This window comes from Exiguobacterium sp. s193 (genome assembly GCF_018618755.1).
In the GTDB taxonomy this organism is placed as follows: domain Bacteria; phylum Bacillota; class Bacilli; order Exiguobacteriales; family Exiguobacteriaceae; genus Exiguobacterium_A.
On the sequence record NZ_JACSMR010000004.1, the window covers coordinates 104,439 to 129,239 of the forward strand.

The window sequence follows — 24,801 nt, forward strand, 5'->3', positions numbered from 1 at the left end:
TAAAAAAATAAAATCGCACTTTTCTCAAGTATAAACATTATTTGGATAAAAATGATAATATGTTTTTGCATTTCTACCTTACAATTTCGAAAGGAAATGCGAATCCGGCCGAATGACTGATTCGTTCTACTTTTCCAGAAAAAACCTATCCTCTCAAACGAAAGGATAGGTTGCAGAAATCATTTAAATTCGGATACGTACTGACCGTACCCTTCTTTTTTTAAATCTTCCTTAGGAATGAACTTCAAGGCAGCCGAGTTCATACAGTACCGCAGACCGGTTGGTTCAGGTCCATCATTAAAGACGTGACCTAGATGGGCGTTGCCATGACGACTCCGGACTTCCATCCGCTTCATTCCGAGGGCAAAATCACTTTTTTCAATGATGTTCCCAGGCTCGAGTGGTTGACTGAAGCTGGGCCATCCTGTTTTCGAATCGTACTTATCTTTTGATGAGAAGAGTGGTTCGCCAGAAATCAAATCGACATAAATCCCATCTGCCTTTAAGTCGTGATAAGGATTGTCGAAGGCAGGTTCGGTCCCGTCTTCCTGTGTCACTTTATACTGAATGTCCGTCAACTTGGCTTTCTTTTGTTCATCTGTCAATTTGTCATACTTCGGTAAGTCGAGTTTCGGTTGATCATTCCAATGACGATCGATGAAGTCATCTCGTCCGGAAGCCGCCCGGTAAAATTTATATTTCTTTTCACTTTTCAAGTAGTAGTCTTGGTGGTACGCTTCCGCTTCATAGAAAGGACCAGCCTCAATCAAAGGTGTGACGATTTTGTCGTCAAAGATGCCGCGGTCTGCCAAGTCCTGTTTTGACTGTTCGGCAATCTGCTTTTGCTTGGCATCCGTATAAAAAATCGCTGTCGTATACGACTCCCCTTGATCGACGAATTGACCGTTCGGGTCGGTTGGATCGATTTGGCGCCAGTAGACGTCGAGTAACTGTTTGTACGAGATGACAGCCGGGTCAAACGTAATCAAGACGGCTTCCCGGTGCCCCGTCGTTTCTGCTGATACTTGATTGTACGTCGGGTTTTTAACATCGCCGCCTGTATAACCCGAGATGACGGATTTTACGCCCTTCAATTCCTCAAATGGCGGCTCCATACACCAAAAGCAGCCCCCTGCTAAAATCGCCGTCTCCTCTTTCGCATAGGTCAGTTCTTTACTTCCACTCGATTTCGCCTGTTGCTGCTGGAAAACAAAATACCCGCCAATCATGATGGCAAGCAGCGCAACGACGGATAGAATCGTCAACATCCGCTTCTTCATCTCCCTTCGCCTCCTTTTTACAGCTTACGTTCCGGGTGAATGGTTAGATGTCTTTTTTCTAATGTACCTTGATTTCACATAGTTTGTCGTTGTGCATGCTTCAAAATCGCACATCCGTCCTTAAATGATTATTTACTGAAAAAGAAGGGAACAGTTCTAAGACTAAACACCAGGAGGGGTATCGATGTTTGATTATACGGTCACGACCGAACACTCAACAGCAGAAACCATCACGCGGCTGAAAGAGGAGCTCCAAAAGATTTCATTTGGTGTCCTCTGGGAATTTGATTTAGCAGGCAAGCTCGATGAAAAGGGACTCGACTTTGAAGGCGAGTACCATATTCTCGAAGTTTGTAACCCAAAAGAAGCACATCGTGTCCTGTCAGCTGAACGACGGGCCGGTTACTTCCTACCTTGTAAATTAGCGGTCTTTACGGAGAAGGGTCAAACGAAGATCGGGATGCCACGTCCGACGGCATTGATTGCGCTCGTGGAAGATGAACAATTAAAACAGGTCGCAAAAGAAGTCGAAGATCAATTGCTTCACGTCATCGATGCAAGCAAATAAGTAAGTAAAAACGAGTCGGTTCCGTCTTTTGACGATACCGACTCGTTTTTTTGTCTGCTCATAAAATATCAAGCCAAATCTTAATTGCTGTCGCGAGAATCAAGACGGCAAGTGTCACTTGCAGGATTTTTGTATTCATCTTTTTCCCGGCGATCGCTCCGAGTGGTGCCGCAATCAGACTCGCAACGACCATGATGGCAGCAGGACCCCAATCGACTTGCCCCGTCGTAATTTTACCGACGGTCGCGCCAATCGAAGAAATGAATGTAATCGCGAGAGACGAAGCGATCGTCATCCGCGTTGGAATTTTTAAGATGACGAGCATGATCGGGACAAGTAAGAATGCCCCGGCAGCACCGACGATCCCAGCGCCAATCCCGACGATGAAGGCAGCACTTGCTGCGATACCTTTATTGAACTTCACTTGATCGAGTGGAATGTCATCGAGCCCTTTTTTCGGGACGAACATCATGACAGCAGCCGTCAACGCCAATATGCCGTAGACAAGATTGATTGTATCTTCTGCTAAGACATTTGAGCCATATGCGCCGATGAAGCTCCCAATCAAAATCGCTCCCCCCATATAGAGAATCAGCGACTTGTTCAGGTAACCGCCTTTACGATACGCCCAGACACCGCCAATCGTCGCGAAAAATACTTGAATGGCACTGATTCCTGCGACCTCATGGGCAGAAAACGCCGCAAATCCGAGCAGCGGCGGAATGTAAAGTAACATCGGATACTTGATGATCGACCCGCCAATCCCTAACATCCCGGAGATGTATGAACCGACGAAACCGATTAAGAAGATGGTAATGATAAAACCAATTTCCATGTAAATCACTCCTTTAAAAAAAGGGGACTGTCAACAGCCCCCTTCAACTTGAATTACCCTTTTTGAATCCAGAATTTCAAGACACTCGCTTCTTCTTCGTGTTTAACGAGCTCATGACCGCCTGAGTTTGCCCAAGCTTGTAAATCATTTTTAGCACCTTTATCTGTTGCATGCACTTCTAAAATTTGTCCTGATTCAAGTCCTGCGATTGCTTTTTTTGTTTTGACGATCGGCATTGGACATGCAAGTCCTTTTGCGTCGAGTACGAGTTCTGATTTCATTGGTGAATTCCTCCTAATAGTTGCTTGCTTTGCTTTAGTATAGTTTTCGAGCTGATCAACGAACGGCACACCGGTTCGGACCGACTTCCATCTCACGTTGTGTTTCGAGATCTGGTGTCTTCTTACCCATGTTCGTTTCGCGGATTTCTTGATACGCATTCGGTTGCGGTGGCAAGTTCTCTGTCACCATCTTACGGAAGACGGCTTCGTCTTCGATGTTCAACCCATGATTGTTCGCAAGGAGAACATTCAGTTTCTCCGCGACACTACCATCTGCGTTCAATTCTTCAATCAACATGAAGTGTGCTGGAAGCACGATCAAGTCGTTCGAAAGTTCACGGTACGTCTTGTAGAGCGAGTTCCGTAAGTCACCGACCCAGTCGTCCGCAAGACCTGCGAGGTCAGGACGACCGATCGAATCGATGAACAAGATATCGCCCGTTAAGAGATACCGGTTGTCGACGACGAATGATGTCGAACCAATCGTATGTCCCGGGGAATAAAGGGCAAGCACATCGATTTGTGTATCTCCGACTTGCACATGACTACCATCTTCAAGTTTCGCGTATTCGAATGTCACATCTGTCGCGTCTTTTGGTGGTAACCAATAGGTCGCACCCGTTTTTTCAGCGATTTCACGACCACCTGAAATATGATCGGCATGTAAGTGTGTATCAAACACATGTGTAATCTTGACATTGCGCGCTGTCGCATAATCGAGGTAAACATCTGTCATCCGCGTTGCGTCAACGAGGACCGCTTCGCCTTCCGAGATAATCATATAAGAAAGGCAGCCTTTTCCGATTCGGACGAACTGGACGACTTCCCCACGATCTTGACCCGTTTCATTTAATGTTCCGAGTGAGATCGGTTCGAGGTGCTCGCTCCATGCTTTCATGCCACCTGCTAGATAAGAAACAGTCCGTCCCGCTTCCTCTAACATCTCGGCGACGAAGATTGAAGAACCTTCTTTTGCACAGACGACGAGAACGTCTTGATCCGTCGGCAGTTGATCGAGAATATCTTCAACACCATCGAGTAAATCAAAATATGGAACGTTCAGGTAATTGAAGTTCTCGCCTTCAATTTTCCAGTCCGCGAATGCATCTTCGTTCCGGACGTCTAAGATAAAGAGTGATTGACGGTTAATAACTTTTTGTGTGACTTCTTGAGTCGTCATTGCGTGTGCCATCTGTTGTTGTTCCTCCTAAGCGGTTTAGTAATTAAACAGTCGTTGCCGTATCAAATGTCCACTGGCTCATGCCCGGGACGACATTTTGAACCGTGAATCCTTTTGCATCGAGTTGTTGTGATGCGAGATCACTCCGGCTACCTGTCCGGCAAACGACGTAAATCGTTTTTGTTTTATCGAGTTCATCACTGCGTGTGTCGAGCTCACCGAGCGGAATGTTGATCGCGTTCGGAATATGGGCGAAAGCATACTCGGCCGTTTCACGTACATCAAGAACGAGCACATCGTCGTTTGAGCGCACTGCTTCAAGTGTCTCGTTATTCACTACTTGTGTGAAAGCAGGTGCTTCCTGATCATTTCCAGAAGACTTCCGGACGTAATGACGTAACACGTCCCCTTCTTCAATCGTTCCGAGGTACTGGTTGCCTGTACTGTTCGCCCAAGCACGCAAATCAGCGGTTGACCCTTTATCGGTTGCTTGCACTTCGATGACTTGACCTGGTTCGAGTGTCTTGATTGATTTTTTCGTACGGACGATTGGCATCGGACAAGCGAGTCCGCGTGCGTCGAGTACAACGTCTGTTTTAATTGTCTGCAAAAGTATTCGCTCCTTTTACCTCTAGGGGTATATTTAAGATTAAAAATTTTTTTTACTCTGTTTTTCCTTCGTAAGACATCATGCCGCCGTCCATATTGATGACTTGGAAGCCTTGTCCTTCGAGATATGTCGCTGCGCGACCGCTGCGTGCACCAGAGCGACAAACCATGACGTACTCTTTTTTCTTATCGAGTTCATTCATTTTGAATTCAACGAGACCAAGCGGAATATGATTCGCTCCAGGAATCTTGCCTTCTTTCACTTCGTCGACTTCACGTACGTCGATGATGTTCAATTGTTCCCCGTTTTCAAGCTTTTCTTGTACTTCTTTAGCTGTTAGTCGTTTCATTTCGTTCATCCTCCTTTAGTTTACGTTCAGCGCCATGCGTTCATGCCGCCGGATACTTCCGTTACGTTTGGATAACCTGCTTTTTTGAGTTGCTTGACAGCCTGTTTACTCCGCATCCCGCTTTGACAGATTACGATGACTTCCTTGTCTTTCGGAATTTTTCCGAGTTGCGTCGGTAAGGTTTGGAGCGGAATGTTTTTGAACCCTTTAATGTGGTTTCCTTTAAACTCGCCCGGTGTCCGGACATCCAAGTAAAAGCGATTGCGGTCATTTAACTTACTTTTTAGTTCGGTTGTTGAAATCTTCGAAACACCTTTCGTCGGTGCAAACATACGGTAAGCAAGAAACGCGACGATCAGTAGAAAAACAACGGTTAAGATATCCACTTTATGATTCCCCCATTCTCTAATTAGATGAAGAGATTGACGTTTCCGTTTTCTGCGTCTGCGAGGTATGCTGCAACACCTGCGTATTCGATCCCATCATGTAATTCTTCTTGTTTCAGACCAAGTAAATCCATTGTCATCGTACACGCGACAAGTTTAACGTCTTGTTCTTTCGCAAGTTCAATCAAATCCGGAAGTGGCATCGCATTGTGTTTTTTCATGACGTTTTTAATCATTTTTTGACCGGCTCCACCGAAGTTCATTTTCGAAAGTGGCATTTTATCTGCACCACGTGGCATGAATTTACCAAACATTTTTTCGAGGAACGTTTTATCCGGTTGGATTGGCTCATCTTTACGCATCGCGTTTAATCCCCAAAACGTGTGAAAAATCGTAACTTCGTGATCGTACGCTGCTGCTCCATTTGCGATGATGTATGCTGCCATCACTTTGTCGTAATCTCCACTGAACAATACAATCGTTGTTTTTTTAACATCTGACATTTAATTAATTCCTCCATCTACTTTACCCTATGGGGTATAAAATATTTTAAAAATTTTTATCGACTTTTTAAAAGCAATTGAACGGCTTCTGCAACAGCCTGTTCATGGTTTTCTTCTGTCTCATCATTCTTGACACAACCGATGAGGTTTTCACTCACAACCAGTCCGATGACACGATCAATTGCACTTCGTGTCGCACTGAGCTGTGTGACGACATCCTTACAAGAAGCATCCTCTTTCATCATACGGACGATGCCATGTAGTTGTCCTTCAATCCGGTTCATTCGATGAATGATTCGATCTTCATATAATTTTTCCATTTGAAGACCACTCTCCTTTTTCGTGTGACGTTCGTCATACCTCGTTGGTACATTTCATACTTTAATACCTACGGGGGTATAAGTCAACGAAAAAGTTTTTCTTTTTTTAATTCTGTTTAAATTCTTCCACTACCATCGCCATCCACTTTTCGGATAGACGTGTCGGGTGTTCCTGTAACGTCACGAATTGAAAAATCCGCTGTTGAATTGGGTCCTGGTTATGAACCCGGTAATTTACTGAATCGAGCATCGTTCCTGCCAACCGCTCTGAAATCATCGAAATGCCCGTTCCATTTTCAATTAACTGTTTCACGAGACGATTCGAATGGACCGTGATGATCCGTTGCGGAACAATATCATTCGTTTCCAACCATGCTTCGAGTGCCGCTCGCCCAGCAGACCCCTCCTCACGGTAAATGAACGTTGCCTCGTTGAGATCGAGTTCACGTTGACCAATCACTCGGAGTCGATCGAATGCGAAGGGCGTCACTTTAATTTGTGGTGCTTCAACCGTTCCTTCGACTAGACCTAAATCAATTTCATAATGAAGCACAGCTTGTTCGACTTGTTCCTGATTCATTAGCTTGGCATCAATCATGACTTCCGGATATAGCGTTACAAAACGGTGTATCATCTTTTCAAGCATCGTTTCATAAATCGTATGCGTTGCAGCAATTTTTAGGTGACCACGAACACGTCCTTCGAGTTCATCCATCTCTTGATCGAGTCGTTCCACTTGATGCAGGATTTCTTTCGCGTGTTGATAAACCAATTGTCCAGCTTCCGATATTTCAATCGTTTTATTGAAAGAATGCCGATGAATCAATGCTTGTCCAAAATGCGTTTCTAACCGTTTTAAATGCAGACTGACGGTCGGTTGTGAAATATAGAGTTGCTCTGCTGTTTTCGTAAAGTGTTTTGTTTCGACTAAGGAAATAAACGTTCTTAATTCATGGAGACGCATTTTATCCCTCCTTATTAACTTTTATAATCATTTGTATCAGTATAATCTATTTTCATAATGAATCAACGCCCGGTACAGTAAAGATAAATCAAGTACAAAAGAAAGAAGGGTTTACTGCGTGGAATTCATATTATTTATTCTGTTAGGAACAGCGATCGGGATCTTATCCGGGTTTTTCGGAATCGGCGGAGGGATCATTTTAACCCCCCTCCTGTTAATTATCGGGTATCCGCCAAGCACGGCCATCGTCCTCAGTCTGTTATTGACACTCGGTTCGACCGTGACCGGGACGGTATCGCATATGCGTCTGAAAAATTTCCATGTCCGTGATGCGTTAGCCGTCGGATTATCGGGGATCGTCGGTTCTGCCGTCATCACGCCGGTCGTCTTTTGGCTCGAACAACGGACGGGTGCTGATGCGATGATTTCCGCCCTCTACATCGTCTTGCTGACCTGGTTTGCGATTCAGTTCTTAAAACCATCGAAACGAAAACCCGTCGAAGGACACGTCACACAAGCGAATCTCTATAAATTGATGGTGATCGGATTTGCTGCCGGGATTTTGTCCTCCCTCATGGGGGTCAGTGGTGGCTTCTTATTGACGCCGCTCTTGATGGGTTGGGTCCGGTTCCCACTGAAACAAGCCATCGGCACGAGCATCGCCTCGGCAACACTGATCGTCCTTGGTGGCGTTGCCAGTTATCTCGCTTCAGGGACAGAAGCTCCCCTTTATCTCGGCATCACTTTAATCGTCGGTGCGTTTATCGGCTCTCCGATCGGTGCTTCCTTGCTTCATCTGTTTGAAGACCATTTCGTCCGAAAGAGTCTTGGTGTCTTTTATTCCGTCGTCGCCGTCAGTGTCATGTTAAAAGTCTTCGGGCAGGAAACAGGATCGCTCATCTTGCTCGGCGTCTTTACGATCGGACTGTTGATTCTATTTTTCTATCAAAAAGTAAGAAGTAGACGTTCTTAGGATATGAGATTTGTTTGAATCGCGTCCAAAGCGAAAAGCAATCTTCTTACTTCTTTATCCGCATACTGAAGACAACGTGCTATCGGGAGATCAAGCGTCTTTTTTCGTTGCTTTCCTCGGGCGAGGCGCAAGCCATTGCTCCTTGATCCTCACGGACAACGAGCAGGGTCTTGCCTGCCTCTGGCAAGTCGCGTTAAAAACGCACTTATGCCCGCAGGAGTCAACGAAACGTGACGCTTTTCAGGTAACACCGTGACGGAAATCCAGGCATGCAGACGGTATAGCACGAACGGATTGCTTCTCGATATCGTATGTTCACGCTTCATAAGCGTTTATCTACACACTAAAGAAACTGCCCTTAGCGGACAGTTTCTTTTTTGGTTTTTTCAGGCTTCATGATTTTCGCTTCTTTTTTCTGTCGCATCCGTTCTGCATTCATCAGTCCACCGAGCATCAAGACGACGGACGATAAATAAAACCAGGTCATCAGGACAATGATTCCGGCGAGCTGTCCGTACAACCGGTCATAACTTCCGAACTCAGCATAGTATGAAAATACTTCGGAAACGACTTGCCACGCGATAGTTGCAAACAATGCCCCCGGGAGTACTTGACGAATCGTTAAGCTGACACTCGGTAAAATGCGATACAACAACACAAAAAACAGGAAGAGGAATAACGATCCGAGCCCCCAGCGGAATACAAACCAGATGGACGAATAGTCCGCTGCAATATCTGCGATGAGTGCAAAATGACTGATAAAGCGCCGGGCTAATTTTTCAGCAACCGGGACAACGAGCGAAAATGGCAAGATGAACATCATGCCGATCGTAAAGCCGAAGTCCTGTAATAGCCCCCGCCAAAACGGGACTTTCCGCGTTACTTCAAGCGCATCATTGAGCGAACGGACGAGCGACTGGACCGACATCGAGGCGAGCCAAAAAGCTGCAATAAAACTGATCGAAGCAAGCTTTAGTCCCCCGCTGTCAAATATCCCGGCGATGTTTTGGCGGATTAAGTCATACGTTTCGGCTGGAGCGAATGGACGAATCAAATCAAGGACTTCACCGGAAGTGAACGGTAAAAAAGATACTAACCCGACAACAAATAATAGGAACGGAAATAAGGACAACATCAAATAATAGGCGAGCTGTGCCGATTTATCGAAAAAAGCTTCACCAAAAAAACGAATAAAAACTGGTTTAACTAAAGACATACGAATTTCCTCACTTTCATTGATTCTCTTATCTATCCCCCTTCTTCCTTCTAATTAATCTTTGAACGTCTTTTGAACTTGTAAGAACCATTTCAGTCACTATCAGTTGGCGCTCTCCTCATTCTGCTTGTACACTAGAGTCAGAAACCCTGTCGTTTTGGATGAAGAAAGGACGCAATTACTGTGCAGCATTTACTTGAAGAAGCAGAACGCTTCTTAACATCTTATATAGAAGAGACACCACATATGAAAGATCGTTTGGAAGTCGTCCGTAAAGAAATCCAGCGAACCGGCACCTATACGCAGACAACGGATGAAGTGACGTTCGGTGCTAAACTCGCTTGGCGTAACAGCAACCGGTGCATCGGCCGCCTCTTTTGGGATCAACTGCATGTCATCGATGCCCGCGAAGCGACGACAATTGAAGCGATTCGCGACGCATTACTTCATCACATTTACCACGCAACCAATGATGGACGGATTCGCTCGACGATTACGATTTTCCATCCGCAACGTGTCCGTGTCCTCAATCATCAACTGATTCGGTACGCCGGCTACGAAACAGCCGACGGCATACTCGGGGACCCGGCATCCATCGCCTTCACGAAGCAGTGCCAGGCACTTGGTTGGACAGGACCAGGAACGGCCTTTGATGTTTTGCCGCTCCTGATTGAACTGGATGGTCAGGTGACGGTCCATGAGATTCCGCAAGAACTGATTCTTGAAGTCACGATTACCCATCCCGACTACGACCTATTCGCCGGGCGCGAAATCAAGTGGTACGCGGTCCCGATGATTTCCGACATGCGCCTTGAGATTGGCGGCATTTCGTATCCATGCGCTCCTTTTAACGGATGGTATATGGGGACAGAAATCGGCGCCCGTAATCTCGCCGATTCGGACCGCTACAATCTTTTACCGCTCGTCGCAGAACAGCTTGGTCTGAACACGTCCCGCGAACGTGCCTTATGGAAAGACCGGGCCCTCGTCGAACTGAATGTCGCCGTCCTCGAATCCTTCGAGCGGTCCGGGGTGACGATCGTCGATCATCATACGGCAGCCAAACAATTCGCCCGGTTCGAAAAAAATGAAGCCACTTGCGGTCGTGATGTCACCGGAGAATGGTCGTGGCTCGTCCCGCCGATGAGCGGTGCAACGACACACGTCTTCCATAAAGATTATGACAATGCATTGCAACGGCCGAACTTTTTCCCGAAACAAACGCAAGCCGCGAAATGTCCGTTCCACCAGGAGGTCCCGCGATGAATTACGTCAAATCCATCCGTGATTTAGTCGGACACACTCCGCTGATTTTAGTCGGCTCGGTTGTCCTCGTCATTAAAGAAGGACAGATTTTACTTGAACAACGAAATGAAAATCAAGCACGTTTCGGTCTTCCGGGTGGTCTCATGGAATGGGAAGAATCAACGGAAGAGACCGCGCGACGTGAGTTATTCGAAGAAACCGGTCTCGTCGCGGATACGCTCAATCTGCTTGGTGTCTACTCCGGTAAAAATTACGTCACGACACTCGCAAATGGGGATGTGTTTCAAAGCGTCACCCTTGCGTACATTGCGTCCGATACTTCCGGCACACTCCGTGTCAGTGATGAAAGTGTTGCATTGACGTATGTGTCGCTGACGGACTTACCGGATAATATCGTCGGTTCGCATCTTCTGATGATTCAAGATTATATTGCTAAACGCTAACTCTTAAAGCACTCAGGTTGTATCTAAAGTTTTTTTGATGCAAGAGTCTGTAAAAAAACACTCTCTTTTCTCGTACTTTCCTCAGGTGAGACATAAGCTATTCCAATGAATAATGCCTTCACGCTGATCTGCAAAATAACGCTTTGATTAAGAAAAGGTTCTATACAGGTTTTCATGCAGTCCACTCTAAGTTAATGCGCCTCTTTCTAAAAAAGAAAGCTAGGCGTTTTTTTTACGTGTCATCTTCTCAATTATGTATTTCATCAAAATAAGTCATGCGATACCGGAAATAATATCAATCATATTTCCTGCAAAAGTTCAAGTAACTAAAGTTCAGTCGACGAAATAGAAAGCGTAGATGTTCCATTGGCATGACGGACTTTTATCAAAAATCAGGCGAGAATACTCCCACCTCAGATGACATCTCCGCCTACCTCACAGTGAAATTGAACGGGAATGACATGAGAGGTAGTAATACCGCTCTCTGTATACTTACCACCTACAGAAATATCATAGGTAGTCAGCGCATCAATCAAGTCCGCTGAATAACCTGTTTGTTTCCATGTCCCTTTAGAGGGCGATTTTGAAGTCAATGAGAGGATACCAGTGAATACTTGACGTTTTCCTCGAGTATCCGTTTCGAATTCACCTTTGATCGCAATGTAAGCACTTGCTCCTTTTGCCTTAAATGACTTCGTTTTGGTTTTAGAGGAGGTAGCCATTTTAGTTGAACCATTATTTTTTTCAGAGAACTCGTTATTAACACGTTTCAATGCTACTTTTTTAAATTGGACAGGTGAAACCCAATCTTCTTTTTTGAACTGTTTTTTTGACGCAAGCTCTAGATCAGCATCAGGATATTTTTCATTCACTTGATTGATTGTCACGGCGTACTGCTTATAGTAAACATTTTTTTGATGCTGTGATGGTTCTGTTGATTTCGCTCCTACATCATGGACCAAAGAAAAAGTAAGTGCAGAAGTGACGACTATTGCTAAAGCGGGTTTGATGAAATTCATAATAAATCTCCTTTTAGAATAGAAATGGCAATGCATTGCTTAATTAAGTTAGCATTTAAAAATAGCTATTCCAATAGGTATAGTATCTATTTTATTCATTTTGATCATCATCCTGTTTCGTGTAGTTAATAAACTTAATTTAATTTCAGTTATGATGTACTTACATATATAGATTTTGGCGCTGAGTAAATAAAAACATCAAGAGGATGCATATTGTTTTTAGTGTAAATCTTTTGTTTTACGGCTGTCTCTACCGTTTCAAGAAACGAAGGACTGGACGAATGGGACAAATATAGTGCACGCTTAAGTTACTTCGTAAATTGAACTAACTCCACTTACGCTTCGCTTAGAGGTGGAGGATTCCTGAGTGATCCGACCTAACGGTCGAAAATTGATCAGGCTAACCCCGTCGTCCCGACGGTTGAAGAAGCTAAGAGGCGTTCAGCTTCTTGTTTAAGGTTCAGTCCTGCGTTCACATCACGGTCGTGGTGGATCCCGCAACTCGGGCATGTCCATTCACGCAAGCCAAGATGTTTCACGTCTTTGTGTTGATGTCCGCAACTGGAGCACAGTTGACTGGAGGCGAAGGTCTTGCCGACTTTCACGACGGTCTTCCCGTACCATTCCGCCTTGTATCCGAGCATGCGGAAGAACTCCGACCAACTGACTTCGGAGATGGACTTGCTCAACTTGCGATTCTTCTGCATGTTCTTCACTTGCAAGGTCTCAATGCCGATGACGTCGTGGTTTTTGACGATCTCGGTCGATACCTTGTGCAGGAAATCGGTTCGCTTGTTGGCAATCTTCTCGTGGATGCGGGCGACCTTCTGCTTCTGCTTCTGATAGTTCTTCGCCTCGGAAAGTTTCACTTTCTTGTCCAAGGCCAACCGTTGACGACGAGAGAGTTTACGTTGCTCGCGCGCTAGCTTTTTCTCAAGCGAACGGAAGTAACGGTCATTCTTGTACACCGTGCCGTCCGACAGGATGGCGAAGTGCTTCAACCCGACATCGACGCCGACGAATGAGCCCGTCTTCGGCATTTCGTTGCTCTCCTGCTCGACGAGCAGGGAGACGAAGTATTTTCCTGAAGCGTTCCGTCGGATGGTCGCGTTCAAGAGGCGTCCGACGACCTGCCTCGAGTTGGCGAAACGCACCCACTTCAGCTTTGGAATTTTGATTTTGGCGCCGACGATCGAGACTTCTGGAAGTTGAGACTTGCCCTGAATGTTCGTCTTATACGATTGAACGGGATTGCTCTTCGACTTGAAGCGAGGCCGTTCGTTCTGTTTCTTGAAGAAGCGGTCAAAGGCATCAGCAAGATGTTTGACGCTCGTCTGCACAGACGTGCTATCGACTTCCTTCAGCCAGTCGAACGCTTGCTTCAACAGCGGGAGTTCTTTCGAACAAGAACCGTAAGACAGTCCTTTCCCTGTCGCTTTATACGTCTCATCCCACTTCGCCAAGAAGTGGTTGAAGACGAAGCGCGAACAACCAATGGTCTTCGCGATTAGGATTTCCTGCTCTTTTGTCGGGTAGATTCTGAATTTGTAGGCCTTGTATGTCAACATTATGTTCACCTCCTTACAAAGGATATACCCGAAAGAGAGGGTGGCGATTCATCTCCCACTTTCACTAGGGTTTCACCCGAATCGTTTAGAAGTGGGCGTATTCTCTCCTAATTTAGATAAAGAGTAACACTCTAGAAATGAGGCCTTTCCAATGATGAACAAAATTATGCTCGTCATACTTGGTGGCACTGGAATCTTATTCGTAATTTTCGCCATCATCGTCATGATTAGTTTATGGACATGACAAATAGCCATTCGTTCCAAAGTAGTAGTCACTACTTACGAACGATGGCTATTTTTTTCGTTAACGAATGGCTTTACTCATGACGAATTGTTTTAAATCACGCTGTACCCATCCTTCTGCACGCAATGCTTCCCAGACAAGTGGATTCGTCGACTGTACTTGATACGTCGTTCCACTCAAACGTCGGGTCGCTTCTGTCGCGATGCGCGCGACCTCTGATTCTTCCGTCAGAATGGCAAAAATCGAGTCGTTTGCAGCAGCGATGAATGCTCCATCCAGTTCATAATAGGTTGCCTTCCTATATTTCATCACGCCCAAATCTTGCTGCCAGATGTATTCGCCTTGCTGGGCATATCTCCGTTCAAATGCCGTCTCATCAATCTCAACGAGTGGGTCAACGTGACTCGGTTCATCCCGCTTGAAGTACCCGAGTTCATGGTCTTGGCGGTAGCCGAGATGGTGATACAAATCAATTGCAGGTGTATTACCTTGGATGACTTCAAGCATCAATCGATCGACTTCCAGCTCTTTCGCATAACTTAGTTGAGCCTCGTATAATGCTTTTGCGATGCCGAGACGGCGATACTGCGGATCTATACCAAGACCACCACACCGCATGACTTGTTCCTTCTTGATTTTCTTGAGACCGTTCAGCCATAACCCAACAGGTCGTTCTCCATGAAAAGCGACAAACGAGTGCTCCAACTGGTTGGCATCCCGCGTCAAAATCCGTTCCTGAAAAACTTCAAGTGACAAACCGAGCGGAATCATGTAATCACTGAACCCTTCTTGCATCGCTTTGTAGGCAGATTCTAAATCAGGATTTCTTTTAATATGAATCATATGTAGTTCCTCCTCTTCTCTCTTCAATCGTTCGACTCTTTGAGAGACGTTTCCTGCACTTGTTCCTAACAAAAAAATCACCCCCGATGAAATCGAGGGTGATCGAGACGATAAACAAACTCTATGAAACATGAGGAATCCATACGGGGATGATTACGTATCATGCTCCCCTGTCTCGTCTTCAAAGCGGCACGTTTCGTTGACTCCTACGGAGAAAGTGCAAGTTCCCTTGCGCTGTCAGAGGCAGGCAAGACCCTGCTCATTGTCCGTGAGGATCAAGGAGCAACGGCTTGCGCCTCGCCCGAGGAAAGCAACGAAAGGAAAGACGCTTTTACTTCCTCACATCACTCTTATCTACGCACTACATCACCCCCGATGAAATCGAGGGTGATCGTGTACTTAATTCAATTTCGAACGGCTTCTTCCATATCCGAAGTAGACCAGTAATCCAATCGCTGTCCAGATGAAGAACGCAATCCATGTAAAGGTTTGAAGGTTCAACATCAGCATGATACATGCGAGAACTGATAAAATCGGAAGAACCGGGACGAATGGGACTTTGAATGCCCGTTTCAAGTCAGGACGCGTCCGACGCAAGATGATGACAGCAACGGAGATTAACGCGAATGCAGCAAGCGTTCCGATATTAATCAATTCAGCTAACGTTCCGAGCGGGACAAATGCGGCAATCAAAGCAGATGTCGTACCGAGAATCCAAGTCGCTTTGACCGGTGTATGGGATTTTTCATTAACGTCCGAGAAAACTTTCGGAAGTAATCCGTCACGGCTCATCGCAAACAACAGACGGACAAGACCAAACGTCATGACAAGGATTACTGTCGTCATCCCGACGATTGCCCCTAAATCGACGAATCCAGCGACCCAGTTTTGACCTGCGACTTTCAAAGCAAGCGAAACCGGGCTGTCGACACCTTCAAACTGCTTGAACGGAACGATTCCGACCATGATTGCAGAAACGACGACGTATAAGACGGTAACGATCGAAAGTGATCCTAAAATCCCAATCGGTAAGTTCCGACCCGGATCTTTTACTTCTTCTGCCGCTGACGTCACGGCATCAAAGCCAAGGTAAGCGAAGAAAGCAATCGCTGATGCTTGCAGAACACCACTGATTCCAAATGGTGCAAATGGTGTATAGTTACTTGGTTCAACGTACCAAATCCCGACGACGATGAATAAGATGACGACGGCAACTTTGACGAGAACCATGACATTATTAACGCGTTTCGTTTCTTTGATTCCGAGTGATAACAAGAAAGTGATGACCATTAAAATCAAAAAGGCCGGTAAGTTAAAGAACGTCTCACTTCCCGGTACAGCACCCGGTGCAGCAGTGAGAGCTGTCGGCAGATTGATGTCAAATCCGGCTAACAGTGACTGGAAGTATCCCGACCAACCTGTAGCGACGGCACTCGAAGCAAGTCCGTATTCTAAAATCAGACACCAACCGATGATCCAGGCGACGAGTTCACCAATCGTTGCGTACGTGTATGTGTATACACTACCCGATACAGGAATCATCGAAGAAAACTCCGCATAACAGAGGGCGGCTAACGCACAGACAATGGCTGAAATAATGAATGAGACCGGTAATGCTGGACCTGCGTATAAAGCGCCTGTTCCTGTTAATACGAAAATACCTGTACCGATGATGGCACCGATTCCGAGTAAGACTAAATCGAAACCAGATAGATGACGCGCAAGCTTAGAATGGCTTTTATTTTCCATCATTACGCTGACATCTTTTTTACGAAGCAAACTCATGATTCATCCTCCGAACTTTTCTCTTTTTTCTGAATATTCAAATCATTTTCTGATTGACCTTCTCATCATAACAAACGATGTCAGCTTTTATAAGCAGTCCCATCTGTGTTTTTTCACAAATTGGTTTGACCAATTTTGTTAATTACTACAACGCACATATGCAAATATGCGTTGACGCACTAAAATCCCCTTCGCGAATACACGAAGGGGATTTCTTCAGCCTTACGGACGATCATTTGGATGATCGAGGTTCGGTCCAAGATTTGGGTCAATCGGATAGTCATCTTGTTGCGCTAAATCATTTTCAGGAAGTGCACCTTTTGGTGTACCATGTGTCGGATTTTTTTCATTCGAATCTGACGGACGTGAAGAACGTGGTGCCCGGTCCGGTGTGACATCATCTGCTGCTTTTGTCGCCGCACCTTTTGCTGCTTCTTTTAAGCTAGGTTTTGTTGAAGCAGACGGTGTGTTGTTTGATGGCAAGTTTGATGTGTCAATATCTGCGTTTTCTGCTTTTTTCTGGAGACGATCGAGGTAACGTGATGCATTATCACGACCACCTAAACCAAATGCTAAACCGAATGCAAGTGCAACAGCACCAAGAATCAAGATGAACGCTGAGTTGACGATTGTAGCTGCAACACCAAGTTGATCAAGTGCCATAAAGACAGCTAGAGCTAGGATAGCGTATTTCGCAACGTTTGAAAGAACTTTTAAATCTGATTTTGCAAACAAGCTGTCCATCGTACGTTTCACCAAGTTGCTGACGATAATACCAATTGCCAAGATGACGATTGCTGTCAAGACGCTTGGAAGGAAAGCAAGGACTGCACGACCTAAATCGACCATGAAGGTAAGACCAATCAAGTTGAACGCTTCGACGACGAACAAGACGACGATAACGATTTCTACAAGTGATCCAACAATCGATGATGGCGATGTCGAAGCATTGTTTGCATCCCAGTTGCCGATTTTCAAGTGACGTGTTAAGTTGTTGAATCCGAGGCGTGACAAGAGATCGGCAACAAATTTTTTCACGAAGCGACCAACGTAAAGACCAACAAGAATTAGGACAATCCCGACGATAATGTTTGGAATCATACCGAGAACATCGTTTAACATGTTGATGGCTGGTCCTGTGATTCCTTTAATATTGAGTTGATCCAGTGCCGAAATCGTAATCGGAATTAAAATTAAGATGAAGACGACTGTACCAAGGATTGAAGAAAGCGATTTTGTATCTTTTTGTTCGTTTGTACCAATGTTGAAGCGTGACGCAAATTTGTCTGTCCCGACTGCATGCAGGAAGTTCGTGACGATATCGCGCACAATCTTCGCAACAAGGAATCCGACGAAGAAGATCGCCGCTGCCGCAATCAGACGTGGGATGAACCCAAGGAATGACGATAATAACTGACTAAATGGTTCCGAAACGCTGCTAATGTTGAGTGCATCGAGCACACCTGGTAGGAAAATCAACAGGACCAAGTAAAAGACGATATCCCCGGCAATTTTCGGATAATTCGATAAATCTGCTTGCCCTTGAAGCATTTTGTTCGAACGAACTTTTTCATTCGCCATCAACTTCGTTCCACCCTTGACGATGATCATCCGTAAAACGACGGCGATGATGTAGGCAAACAGTAGAACGAGTGCAGCTTTTAAGATGTTCGGAATCGCGGCAAGCAACGTACTCATCGTGTCTGCGAGTGGTGCTGCGATGATTCCGAGGTTAAGAATGTTGAATACTAAAATTAGTACAAAAACCATTAAGACCCAAAAAATGACTGTTCCGATGACTTTCTCTGGTGTCCATTTCTTTTTCTCCGTTTTCGCTTCAGCTGACTTTTCAGGCATCAATTTCTCGACGACACCGGATTTTTCCAAAGCTTTTTGAATGCCGTTTGCGATCAGCTTCGCAATCAGCCACCCGATCAGGAATACGACAAGTGCTCCTAAAATGTTTCCGAGAGTTCCAAGAATCCCGTTTGCGTCAAATGACGTCGTGTTCCAAAAGTTGTTCATCTTTCCACACCCCTTCATCTCTAAAATGAATTCATATATTTCTGACACTTCTTTAATTTCCCCCGCTAAAGGATATGTTAAACACTTTACGTCACAAAATATTTTTCTTAAAAAAGTATATGAAAAAATGGACGTTCCCGTAAGAGAACGCCCATTTTCATCATGAGTCATTACCGTGCTGTTGCTATTTTCGAATCATCCAGGACGTCTTCAATCGCTGCATATCCGCCCTCGATGTTGATGACATTCTTCAGACCGAGTGACTGGAGGACACTGACCGCCATCCGTGACCGAACACCTGATGCACAGTGGACAGCAATCGGTTGGTCGCTCGGAAGCTCTTCATGACGCGCGGCGAGTTTTCCGAGTAAAATCCGGTGAGCCTGTTCATAATGGCTCTCTTCCCACTCCGTTTTATTACGGACGTCAAGGACATAGACGTCACCGGCTTCAGCTGCTGCGATGGCTTGGTCTGCAGTCCAGTCTGGATAACTTTCTGTTAACTGACCCGCTGTCAGTTCTTTGACATCAAGCAATGTCACGAAACGATCCAGTCCGATCGATTGTAAATCCGTTTGAATCGTTTCCAGTTGATCCGCTGCTGCGAGGATGGCGATATCCTGATTAAAATCGACTAACCAGCCTGCCCAGGCAACGAATTTCGAATTGTAAGGGATGTTGATCGTACCTGGTACATGTCCCGCACCAAATGTTTTTCCATCTCGTGTATCGACGACTTGCATCGTCTTGACGAGTTCTCCCACTGTGTTCGCTTCAGCAAGGCGTGGACGATCGATTCCTGTCGTCACGGCAATACCTTCTTTGTTGACTTTTTTCATCATCGCGAAGTAGTTCGGTGGTTCTGGTTGATCCGTTGTCAATTCCTTGACGAATGCTGCTTCATCCTCCATCTGGAGTGCCCAGTTCGTCGCTTTTTCGTAGCCGACCGTTGATGTCGGAACAGCACCGAGTGCTTTGCCGCATGCACTTCCGGCACCGTGTCCTGGCCAGACTTGTGTGAAGTCAGGCAGTTGTTTGAAGCGTTTCAAGGACTGGAACATTTGCTTTGCACCGAGTGCTGTCGTTCCTTGAATACCGGCAGCTTCTTCCAGTAAATCCGGACGTCCGATATCGCCGACGAAGACGAAGTCGCCCGTAAATATTCCCATCGGAACCGTTTGATCACGATCGTATAAGACAAACGAGATATGTTCCGGTGTATGACCTGGTGTATGCATGACTTCAAGCGTCACATTCCCGACTTTGAACGTCTCTCCGTCTTTGACGAGACGGGCATCAATCTCTGAAGCAAAACCATACTTCCAAGAAGCATCGCCTTCATCTGATAGATAAGCTGTCGTTCCGAGACGTTTCGCGAATTCGCGTGTCCCAGAAACGAAATCAGCATGAATGTGTGTTTCCGCCGTCGCCGAAATTCGAAGCCCTTCTTTTTCCGCTTCTTTGAGGTACGGTTCGATGTTTCGTGCCGGATCGATGACGATCGCTTCCCCCGTCTTCTGGCACCCTACCATATATGAAGCTTGTGCTAATTTTTCATCATAGAAATAGCGTAATAACATAACGATTCCTCCTTTAGTTGAATGGTCGTACCCGATTGATTGTTGCTTAGCGTGTGACGTTTCCTTCCCAGCTCATCATTCCGCCGTCGACGTTCGTGACGTCGAAGCCCGCTTGCTCCAAATACATCGAAGCATTCATGCTCCGTCCACCAGATAAGCAAATGACGTGAATCGGTTGTTTCGCATCCAGTTCAGCTGTGCGTTCCGTCAATTCAGATAGCGGAACATTTTTAGCTTGTTCGATATGACCACCTGCGTATTCATCCGTTTCGCGGACATCAATCAACTGGATGGATGCATCCGTTTGAAGTGTTTGTTCAAGTTCAATCGTTGATATGTTTTTCATGGAAGTTCTCTCCTTTTGTTGCCCGTTCGGCAAAATGATTTCTGTCCATAATATACCCCCTGCGGTATTAAAAATCAAGGAAAAGGATTATTCCGACAAAAAAAGCAGCTCCCCGTTTCAGGGGAACTGCTTCATTTTTGATCCTGTCAGACGACTTCTTTTTCGGAAAACTGACTGTTGTAAAGGTCCGCATAGAAACCATCTGCTTTTAACAACGCTTCATGCGTTCCTTGTTCGATGACACGTCCTTGATCCATGACGAGGATTAAGTCCGCATCTTTAATCGTCGACAGGCGGTGGGCGATGACGAAGCTTGTCCGTCCGTCCATCAAGCGTTGCATCGCCTGCTGGATGAAGATTTCCGTCCGCGTATCGACGCTCGACGTCGCTTCATCCAAAATCATGATCGGTGGATCGGCGAGGACCGCACGGGCAATCGTCAACAATTGTTTTTGCCCTTGTGAGATGTTCGAGGCCTCTTCGTTCAAGACCGTCTCATACCCGTCCGGTAACGTCCGGATGAAGTGATCGGCATGGGCTGCTTTAGCCGCATCGATGATGTCTTCTTCCGATGCTCCGACTTTCCCGTACGCGAGGTTATCGCGGATCGTCCCATTAAAGAGCCATGTATCTTGTAAGACCATCCCGAAGGTCGTCCGCAAGTCTTCCCGTGACATGTCTCGCGTGTCGATTCCGTCAATCCGGATCGCACCGCCATTTAATTCATAGAAACGCATCAACAGGTTGATTAAGGTCGTTTTTCCGGCACCGGTCGGACCGACGATGGCGACGGTTTGTCCCGGTCGGACATCGATGTTCATGTCTTCAATCAAGAGTTCTTTTCCATAACCGAAGTCGACGTGTTCAAACGCGACGGCACCGTCCGCACGTGCCAGGTGATGTGTCGTCACTTCTTTGATTTCCTCTTCTTCATCTAATAATTCAAAAACACGTTCGGCTGCTGCGACCGTTGACTGGACGATGTTCGCGATGTTCGCCGTTTGCGTGATCGGTTGTGTGAATTGTCGGGTATACGTGATGAAGGCTTGAATGTCCCCGATTGAGATACTGCGCTGCGTCACTAAAATCCCGCCGACGACACTGATCAAGACATAACTGATGTTCCCGATGAACATCATCATCGGCATGATGATTCCGGAAATGAACTGCGCTTTTCGTCCGGCATCATACAGCTGTTCATTGACGTCGTCAAACTCTGCGACCGCTTTTCGTTCATGACCGAAGGCCTTGACGACCGGGTGTCCCGTATACATCTCTTCGACGTGACCATTCAGTTGACCGAGCGTCCGTTGTTGATCGGCAAAATACTTCTGTGACCGTTTTAAGATCGGTCGGATCGCAAAAATCGATAATGGTAACGTCACGAGTGAAATTAACGTCAAGAGCGGACTGATCGTCAGCATCATGATTAAGATCCCGACGATTGTGACGATGGACGTAATGAACGATGTGACACTTTGTTGGAGCGTACTCCCAATCGTATCGATATCGTTTGTCACCCGGCTGAGCGTTTCCCCGTTCGGTCGTCCGTCATAATACTTCAGCGGCAACCGCTCGAGTTTCTGATTGACGTCCTCCCGTAAGTCATACACCGTTTTTTGGGCGACGCTCGACATGATGTATTGCTGAATGTAACTAAATATACTACTGATGACGTAAAGTCCTGCGAGGAGCAGCAAAATCTGGCCAATCTTCGTAAAGTCGATGGCAGCACCCGGAACCCCTTGGAACTTCGCATACGCCCCTTCGAACAGTTCCGTAATCGCTGTCCCCATGATTTTTGGTCCGGCGATCATAAAGACCGTACTGAGAATCGCGGCGACAAACACAGCAATCAGTGCCGTCCGCCGTGGTTTTAAATAGGCGAGTAACCGACGGAACGTCGCTTTGAAGTCTTTCGGTTTCTCCCCCATCATCATCATGTTCCCACCGCCGGGACCGCCACCGGGTCCACCCGGAGGTCCGCCGGCAGGTCGTTTCGTTGTCTGACTCATGCGATTTCCTCCTCTGACAGTTGAGATTTGACGATTTCTTGATAAACGTCGTTTGTTGCATACAGCTCGTCATGCGTTCCGATGCCTGCGACGCGCCCTTCCTCAAGAACGATGATTTGATCCGCATCCATGACCGTACTGACACGTTGGGCGACGATCAGGACGGTCGCTTGACGCGTTTCTTCTTTTAATGCTTTCCGGAGTGTCGCATCCGTCTTGAAGTCGAGGGCTGAGAAGCTGTCATCGAACACATAGAGGTCGGGTTTCCGGACGAGCGCCCGGGCAATCGAAAGCCGTTGCTTTTGGCCACCGGAAACGTTTGATCCGCCTTGTTCAATCACGGAATCGTACCGTTCCGGCATTCGTTCGATGAAGTCGGTCGCTTGGGCGACACGCGCTGCATGTTCGATTTCTTCTAATGAAGCATCCTGTTTCCCGAAACGAATGTTGTCTGCAATCGATCCCGTGAACAACAGGGCTTTTTGTGGCACGAAGCCGATTTTCGAACGTAATTCCTCTTGCGGGACGTCACGGCTGTCGACGCCGTTGACTTGGATTCTGCCACTCGTCACGTCGTAAAAACGGGGAATCAAGTTGACAAGCGTCGATTTCCCGGATCCGGTCCCGCCGATGACGGCCGTGATTTCACCAGGACGTGCTTTGAAGCTGATATCCGACAGCACCGGCGCTTCCGCACCCGGATAGCTGAACGTCACGTGATCGAAGACGAGGGTACCCGGCTCACGGTCTGCTGAAGCGGTTCCTTCATCGACCATCGTCGGTGTCATCTCAAGGACTTCATTAATCCGTTTCGCCGAGACGGCAGCACGGGGAATCATGACGAACATGACGGATGCCATGACGAGGGCGAACATGATTTGCATGACGTATTGGATAAACGCCATCAAGTCACCGATTTGCATGCCACCGTTATTGATCCGAATCCCTCCGAACCAAATGACGCCGACGACCGTCAAGTTCATCACGAGCATCATCGTCGGCATCAAAAATGCCATGATTTTATTGACCTTGATCGAGACGTCCGTCAAGTCCGCATTGGCTTGCGTCAAACGGACTTTTTCTTCTTTCTCCCGGTTGAAGGCACGGATGACACGGATACCTGTCAAATTCTCGCGTAAGACGAGATTTAACCGGTCCAGTCGCTTTTGGACTTGTCCGAACAGCGGCACCCCTTTCCACAAAATCAATAAGATCGAGATAACGAGGACGGGCATCGCGGCGACGATGACGAGCGACAGTTTGGCATCCTTCGAGACCGCCATGATCAGACCACCAATGAACATGATCGGTGCACTGACGACCATCCGTAACATCATGATGACGACTTGTTGGACTTGTGTGATGTCGTTTGTCGTCCGTGTAATCAGCGACGCCGTCCCGACTTGGTCGAACTCCTGCAGTGAAAAACGTTCGACGTGGTTAAAGACTTTCCGACGAATGTCGCGCCCAAGCCCCATCGCTGCTTTTGACGAATAATAACTTGCGGCAATTGCGGCCGTCGCACCGAGTGCCGTGATACCAAGCATGACCGCACCAATTTTCCAAATGTAGCCTGTATCACCGACGACAACACCTTTGTCGATGATGTCGGCCATCAAGGTCGGTAAATACAAATCGGACATCGACTGGGCAAAGACGAGGACCAATACGGCGAGGACCGCCCATTTATAGACTTTTAGATTTTTGAGTAACTTAATCATCTGTACAGCCTCCGTTTCCTGATGACAGGATGTCTTTTAAACCGTCTGCAATCTGTTCATGCGTCTTGAGCATTTGTTCAAAGGCAGCAGGATCAATTTGATCGAGGATTTGTTCGAGCCGTTGCTGCATACCCGCTTCTTGTTGTTTGATCGCATCAACGAACCGTTGCCCTTGCTCACTCAGCGTCAACACGACTTCACGCCGGTTCTCTGGATTCGTATCCCGGATGACCCAGCCGGATTGAACCAATCCCTCAATCGATTGACTGAGCGTACTCTTCGGTAAATGCGTGTGTGCGGCCAGTTCTTTTTGTGTAATCGGACTCCTTGGCGCAATCGTCACCAGACTATGGAATTGCGGTAAGCTCAGTCCGTTTTCCTGTGCCGTCTGATGTGCCGCCCGGACGAGATGCCGCTGGACATTCCAAAAAGATTGCATCATTGCCGTCGAACGGACCGGCTCACGTTGTTCTGTTTCCAT

General features: G+C 46.6%; 25 protein-coding genes. 4 read left to right on the plus strand and 21 right to left on the minus strand.

Translation table 11 applies throughout. The features are described 5' to 3' along the window. Positions 1-179: 179 nt before the first annotated feature. Positions 180-1,280 (minus strand): peptide-methionine (R)-S-oxide reductase MsrB, encoded by a 1,101-nt coding sequence (msrB, locus tag KNQ04_RS07765; protein WP_214849029.1) that lies wholly within the window; start codon positions 1,278-1,280, stop codon positions 180-182. A 184-nt stretch (positions 1,281-1,464) separates the two neighbouring features. On the opposite strand from msrB, the gene KNQ04_RS07770 reads away from it, so the two are divergent. Beyond that, positions 1,465-1,848, plus strand: coding sequence for a DUF302 domain-containing protein (locus KNQ04_RS07770; RefSeq protein ID WP_214849031.1), 384 nt, complete (start codon positions 1,465-1,467; stop codon positions 1,846-1,848). Positions 1,849-1,906: 58 nt separating this feature from the next. Here the strand turns inward: KNQ04_RS07770 and KNQ04_RS07775 are convergent, their stop codons facing one another. The 9 genes from KNQ04_RS07775 to KNQ04_RS07815 all read right to left on the minus strand — a co-directional run bounded on the left by KNQ04_RS07775 (position 1,907) and on the right by KNQ04_RS07815 (position 7,276). After that, positions 1,907-2,683: a sulfite exporter TauE/SafE family protein gene (locus tag KNQ04_RS07775; RefSeq protein ID WP_214849033.1), complete on the minus strand. Its 777-nt coding sequence runs from the start codon at positions 2,681-2,683 to the stop codon at positions 1,907-1,909. A gap of 53 nt (positions 2,684-2,736) precedes the next feature. Continuing rightward, entirely contained in the window at positions 2,737-2,964 is a 228-nt protein-coding gene (locus KNQ04_RS07780) for a sulfurtransferase TusA family protein (protein ID WP_029332503.1), read from the minus strand. Positions 2,965-3,019: 55 nt separating this feature from the next. Then, complete coding sequence (locus KNQ04_RS07785) at positions 3,020-4,156, minus strand: MBL fold metallo-hydrolase (protein ID WP_214849035.1); 1,137 nt, start codon at positions 4,154-4,156, stop codon at positions 3,020-3,022. Between the two features lie 31 nt (positions 4,157-4,187). After that, positions 4,188-4,754 carry a sulfurtransferase TusA family protein gene (locus KNQ04_RS07790; RefSeq protein WP_159172849.1) on the minus strand — a complete coding sequence of 189 codons (567 nt, stop codon included), beginning with the start codon at positions 4,752-4,754 and terminating at the stop codon, positions 4,188-4,190. A 52-nt stretch (positions 4,755-4,806) separates the two neighbouring features. Beyond that, positions 4,807-5,103 carry a rhodanese-like domain-containing protein gene (locus KNQ04_RS07795; RefSeq protein ID WP_214849037.1) on the minus strand — a complete coding sequence of 99 codons (297 nt, stop codon included), beginning with the start codon at positions 5,101-5,103 and terminating at the stop codon, positions 4,807-4,809. A 26-nt stretch (positions 5,104-5,129) separates the two neighbouring features. After that, positions 5,130-5,435, minus strand: coding sequence for a rhodanese-like domain-containing protein (locus KNQ04_RS07800; RefSeq protein ID WP_214849227.1), 306 nt, complete (start codon positions 5,433-5,435; stop codon positions 5,130-5,132). Positions 5,436-5,512: 77 nt separating this feature from the next. Then, positions 5,513-5,992, minus strand: a complete 480-nt coding sequence (locus KNQ04_RS07805; protein ID WP_088836179.1) for a DsrE/DsrF/DrsH-like family protein — start codon at positions 5,990-5,992, stop codon at positions 5,513-5,515. Positions 5,993-6,048: 56 nt separating this feature from the next. Next, a complete protein-coding gene (locus tag KNQ04_RS07810; RefSeq protein WP_029332497.1) occupies positions 6,049-6,312 on the minus strand; it encodes a metal-sensitive transcriptional regulator in 264 nt (87 codons plus the stop codon). A gap of 106 nt (positions 6,313-6,418) precedes the next feature. Further along, positions 6,419-7,276 carry a LysR family transcriptional regulator gene (locus KNQ04_RS07815; protein ID WP_214849038.1) on the minus strand — a complete coding sequence of 286 codons (858 nt, stop codon included), beginning with the start codon at positions 7,274-7,276 and terminating at the stop codon, positions 6,419-6,421. Between the two features lie 118 nt (positions 7,277-7,394). Here KNQ04_RS07815 and KNQ04_RS07820 point away from each other — a divergent pair, with 118 nt between their 5' ends. Further along, positions 7,395-8,249 carry a sulfite exporter TauE/SafE family protein gene (locus tag KNQ04_RS07820; RefSeq protein WP_214849041.1) on the plus strand — a complete coding sequence of 285 codons (855 nt, stop codon included), beginning with the start codon at positions 7,395-7,397 and terminating at the stop codon, positions 8,247-8,249. Positions 8,250-8,607: 358 nt separating this feature from the next. On the opposite strand, the gene KNQ04_RS07825 is transcribed toward KNQ04_RS07820, so the two are convergent. Further along, entirely contained in the window at positions 8,608-9,465 is an 858-nt protein-coding gene (locus KNQ04_RS07825; RefSeq protein ID WP_214849044.1) for a YihY/virulence factor BrkB family protein, read from the minus strand. Positions 9,466-9,648: 183 nt separating this feature from the next. On the opposite strand from KNQ04_RS07825, the gene KNQ04_RS07830 reads away from it, so the two are divergent. Together KNQ04_RS07830 and KNQ04_RS07835 are read left to right on the plus strand one after the other, a co-directional pair. Continuing rightward, positions 9,649-10,731: a nitric oxide synthase oxygenase gene (locus KNQ04_RS07830; protein ID WP_214849046.1), complete on the plus strand. Its 1,083-nt coding sequence runs from the start codon at positions 9,649-9,651 to the stop codon at positions 10,729-10,731. After that, positions 10,728-11,174 (plus strand): NUDIX hydrolase, encoded by a 447-nt coding sequence (locus KNQ04_RS07835; protein WP_214849049.1) that lies wholly within the window; start codon positions 10,728-10,730, stop codon positions 11,172-11,174. The genes KNQ04_RS07830 and KNQ04_RS07835 overlap by 4 nt, the downstream gene beginning before the upstream one ends. Before the next feature lie 413 nt (positions 11,175-11,587). Here KNQ04_RS07835 and KNQ04_RS07840 read toward each other — a convergent pair whose 3' ends face one another. The 10 genes from KNQ04_RS07840 to KNQ04_RS07885 all read right to left on the minus strand — a co-directional run bounded on the left by KNQ04_RS07840 (position 11,588) and on the right by KNQ04_RS07885 (position 24,801). Beyond that, a complete protein-coding gene (locus tag KNQ04_RS07840; RefSeq protein ID WP_214849052.1) occupies positions 11,588-12,193 on the minus strand; it encodes a hypothetical protein in 606 nt (201 codons plus the stop codon). Between the two features lie 395 nt (positions 12,194-12,588). After that, positions 12,589-13,761, minus strand: coding sequence for an IS200/IS605 family element RNA-guided endonuclease TnpB (tnpB, locus tag KNQ04_RS07845; protein WP_214849054.1), 1,173 nt, complete (start codon positions 13,759-13,761; stop codon positions 12,589-12,591). A 304-nt stretch (positions 13,762-14,065) separates the two neighbouring features. Further along, positions 14,066-14,848, minus strand: a complete 783-nt coding sequence (locus tag KNQ04_RS07850) for a GNAT family N-acetyltransferase (RefSeq protein ID WP_214849057.1) — start codon at positions 14,846-14,848, stop codon at positions 14,066-14,068. Positions 14,849-15,247: 399 nt separating this feature from the next. Continuing rightward, positions 15,248-16,633: a branched-chain amino acid transporter BcaP gene (bcaP, locus tag KNQ04_RS07855; protein ID WP_214849059.1), complete on the minus strand. Its 1,386-nt coding sequence runs from the start codon at positions 16,631-16,633 to the stop codon at positions 15,248-15,250. 222 nt (positions 16,634-16,855) lie between these two features. Beyond that, positions 16,856-18,658: a mechanosensitive ion channel gene (locus tag KNQ04_RS07860; protein ID WP_214849062.1), complete on the minus strand. Its 1,803-nt coding sequence runs from the start codon at positions 18,656-18,658 to the stop codon at positions 16,856-16,858. 170 nt (positions 18,659-18,828) lie between these two features. After that, positions 18,829-20,238 (minus strand): MBL fold metallo-hydrolase, encoded by a 1,410-nt coding sequence (locus tag KNQ04_RS07865; RefSeq protein WP_214849066.1) that lies wholly within the window; start codon positions 20,236-20,238, stop codon positions 18,829-18,831. A gap of 46 nt (positions 20,239-20,284) precedes the next feature. Further along, entirely contained in the window at positions 20,285-20,584 is a 300-nt protein-coding gene (locus KNQ04_RS07870) for a rhodanese-like domain-containing protein (RefSeq protein WP_214849067.1), read from the minus strand. Positions 20,585-20,730: 146 nt separating this feature from the next. After that, positions 20,731-22,599: an ABC transporter ATP-binding protein gene (locus tag KNQ04_RS07875; protein WP_214849070.1), complete on the minus strand. Its 1,869-nt coding sequence runs from the start codon at positions 22,597-22,599 to the stop codon at positions 20,731-20,733. Beyond that, positions 22,596-24,320, minus strand: a complete 1,725-nt coding sequence (locus tag KNQ04_RS07880; protein WP_214849072.1) for an ABC transporter ATP-binding protein — start codon at positions 24,318-24,320, stop codon at positions 22,596-22,598. Before KNQ04_RS07880 ends, KNQ04_RS07875 begins: the two co-directional genes overlap by 4 nt. Further along, positions 24,313-24,801 (minus strand): MarR family winged helix-turn-helix transcriptional regulator, encoded by a 489-nt coding sequence (locus KNQ04_RS07885; protein ID WP_214849075.1) that lies wholly within the window; start codon positions 24,799-24,801, stop codon positions 24,313-24,315. The genes KNQ04_RS07880 and KNQ04_RS07885 overlap by 8 nt, the downstream gene beginning before the upstream one ends.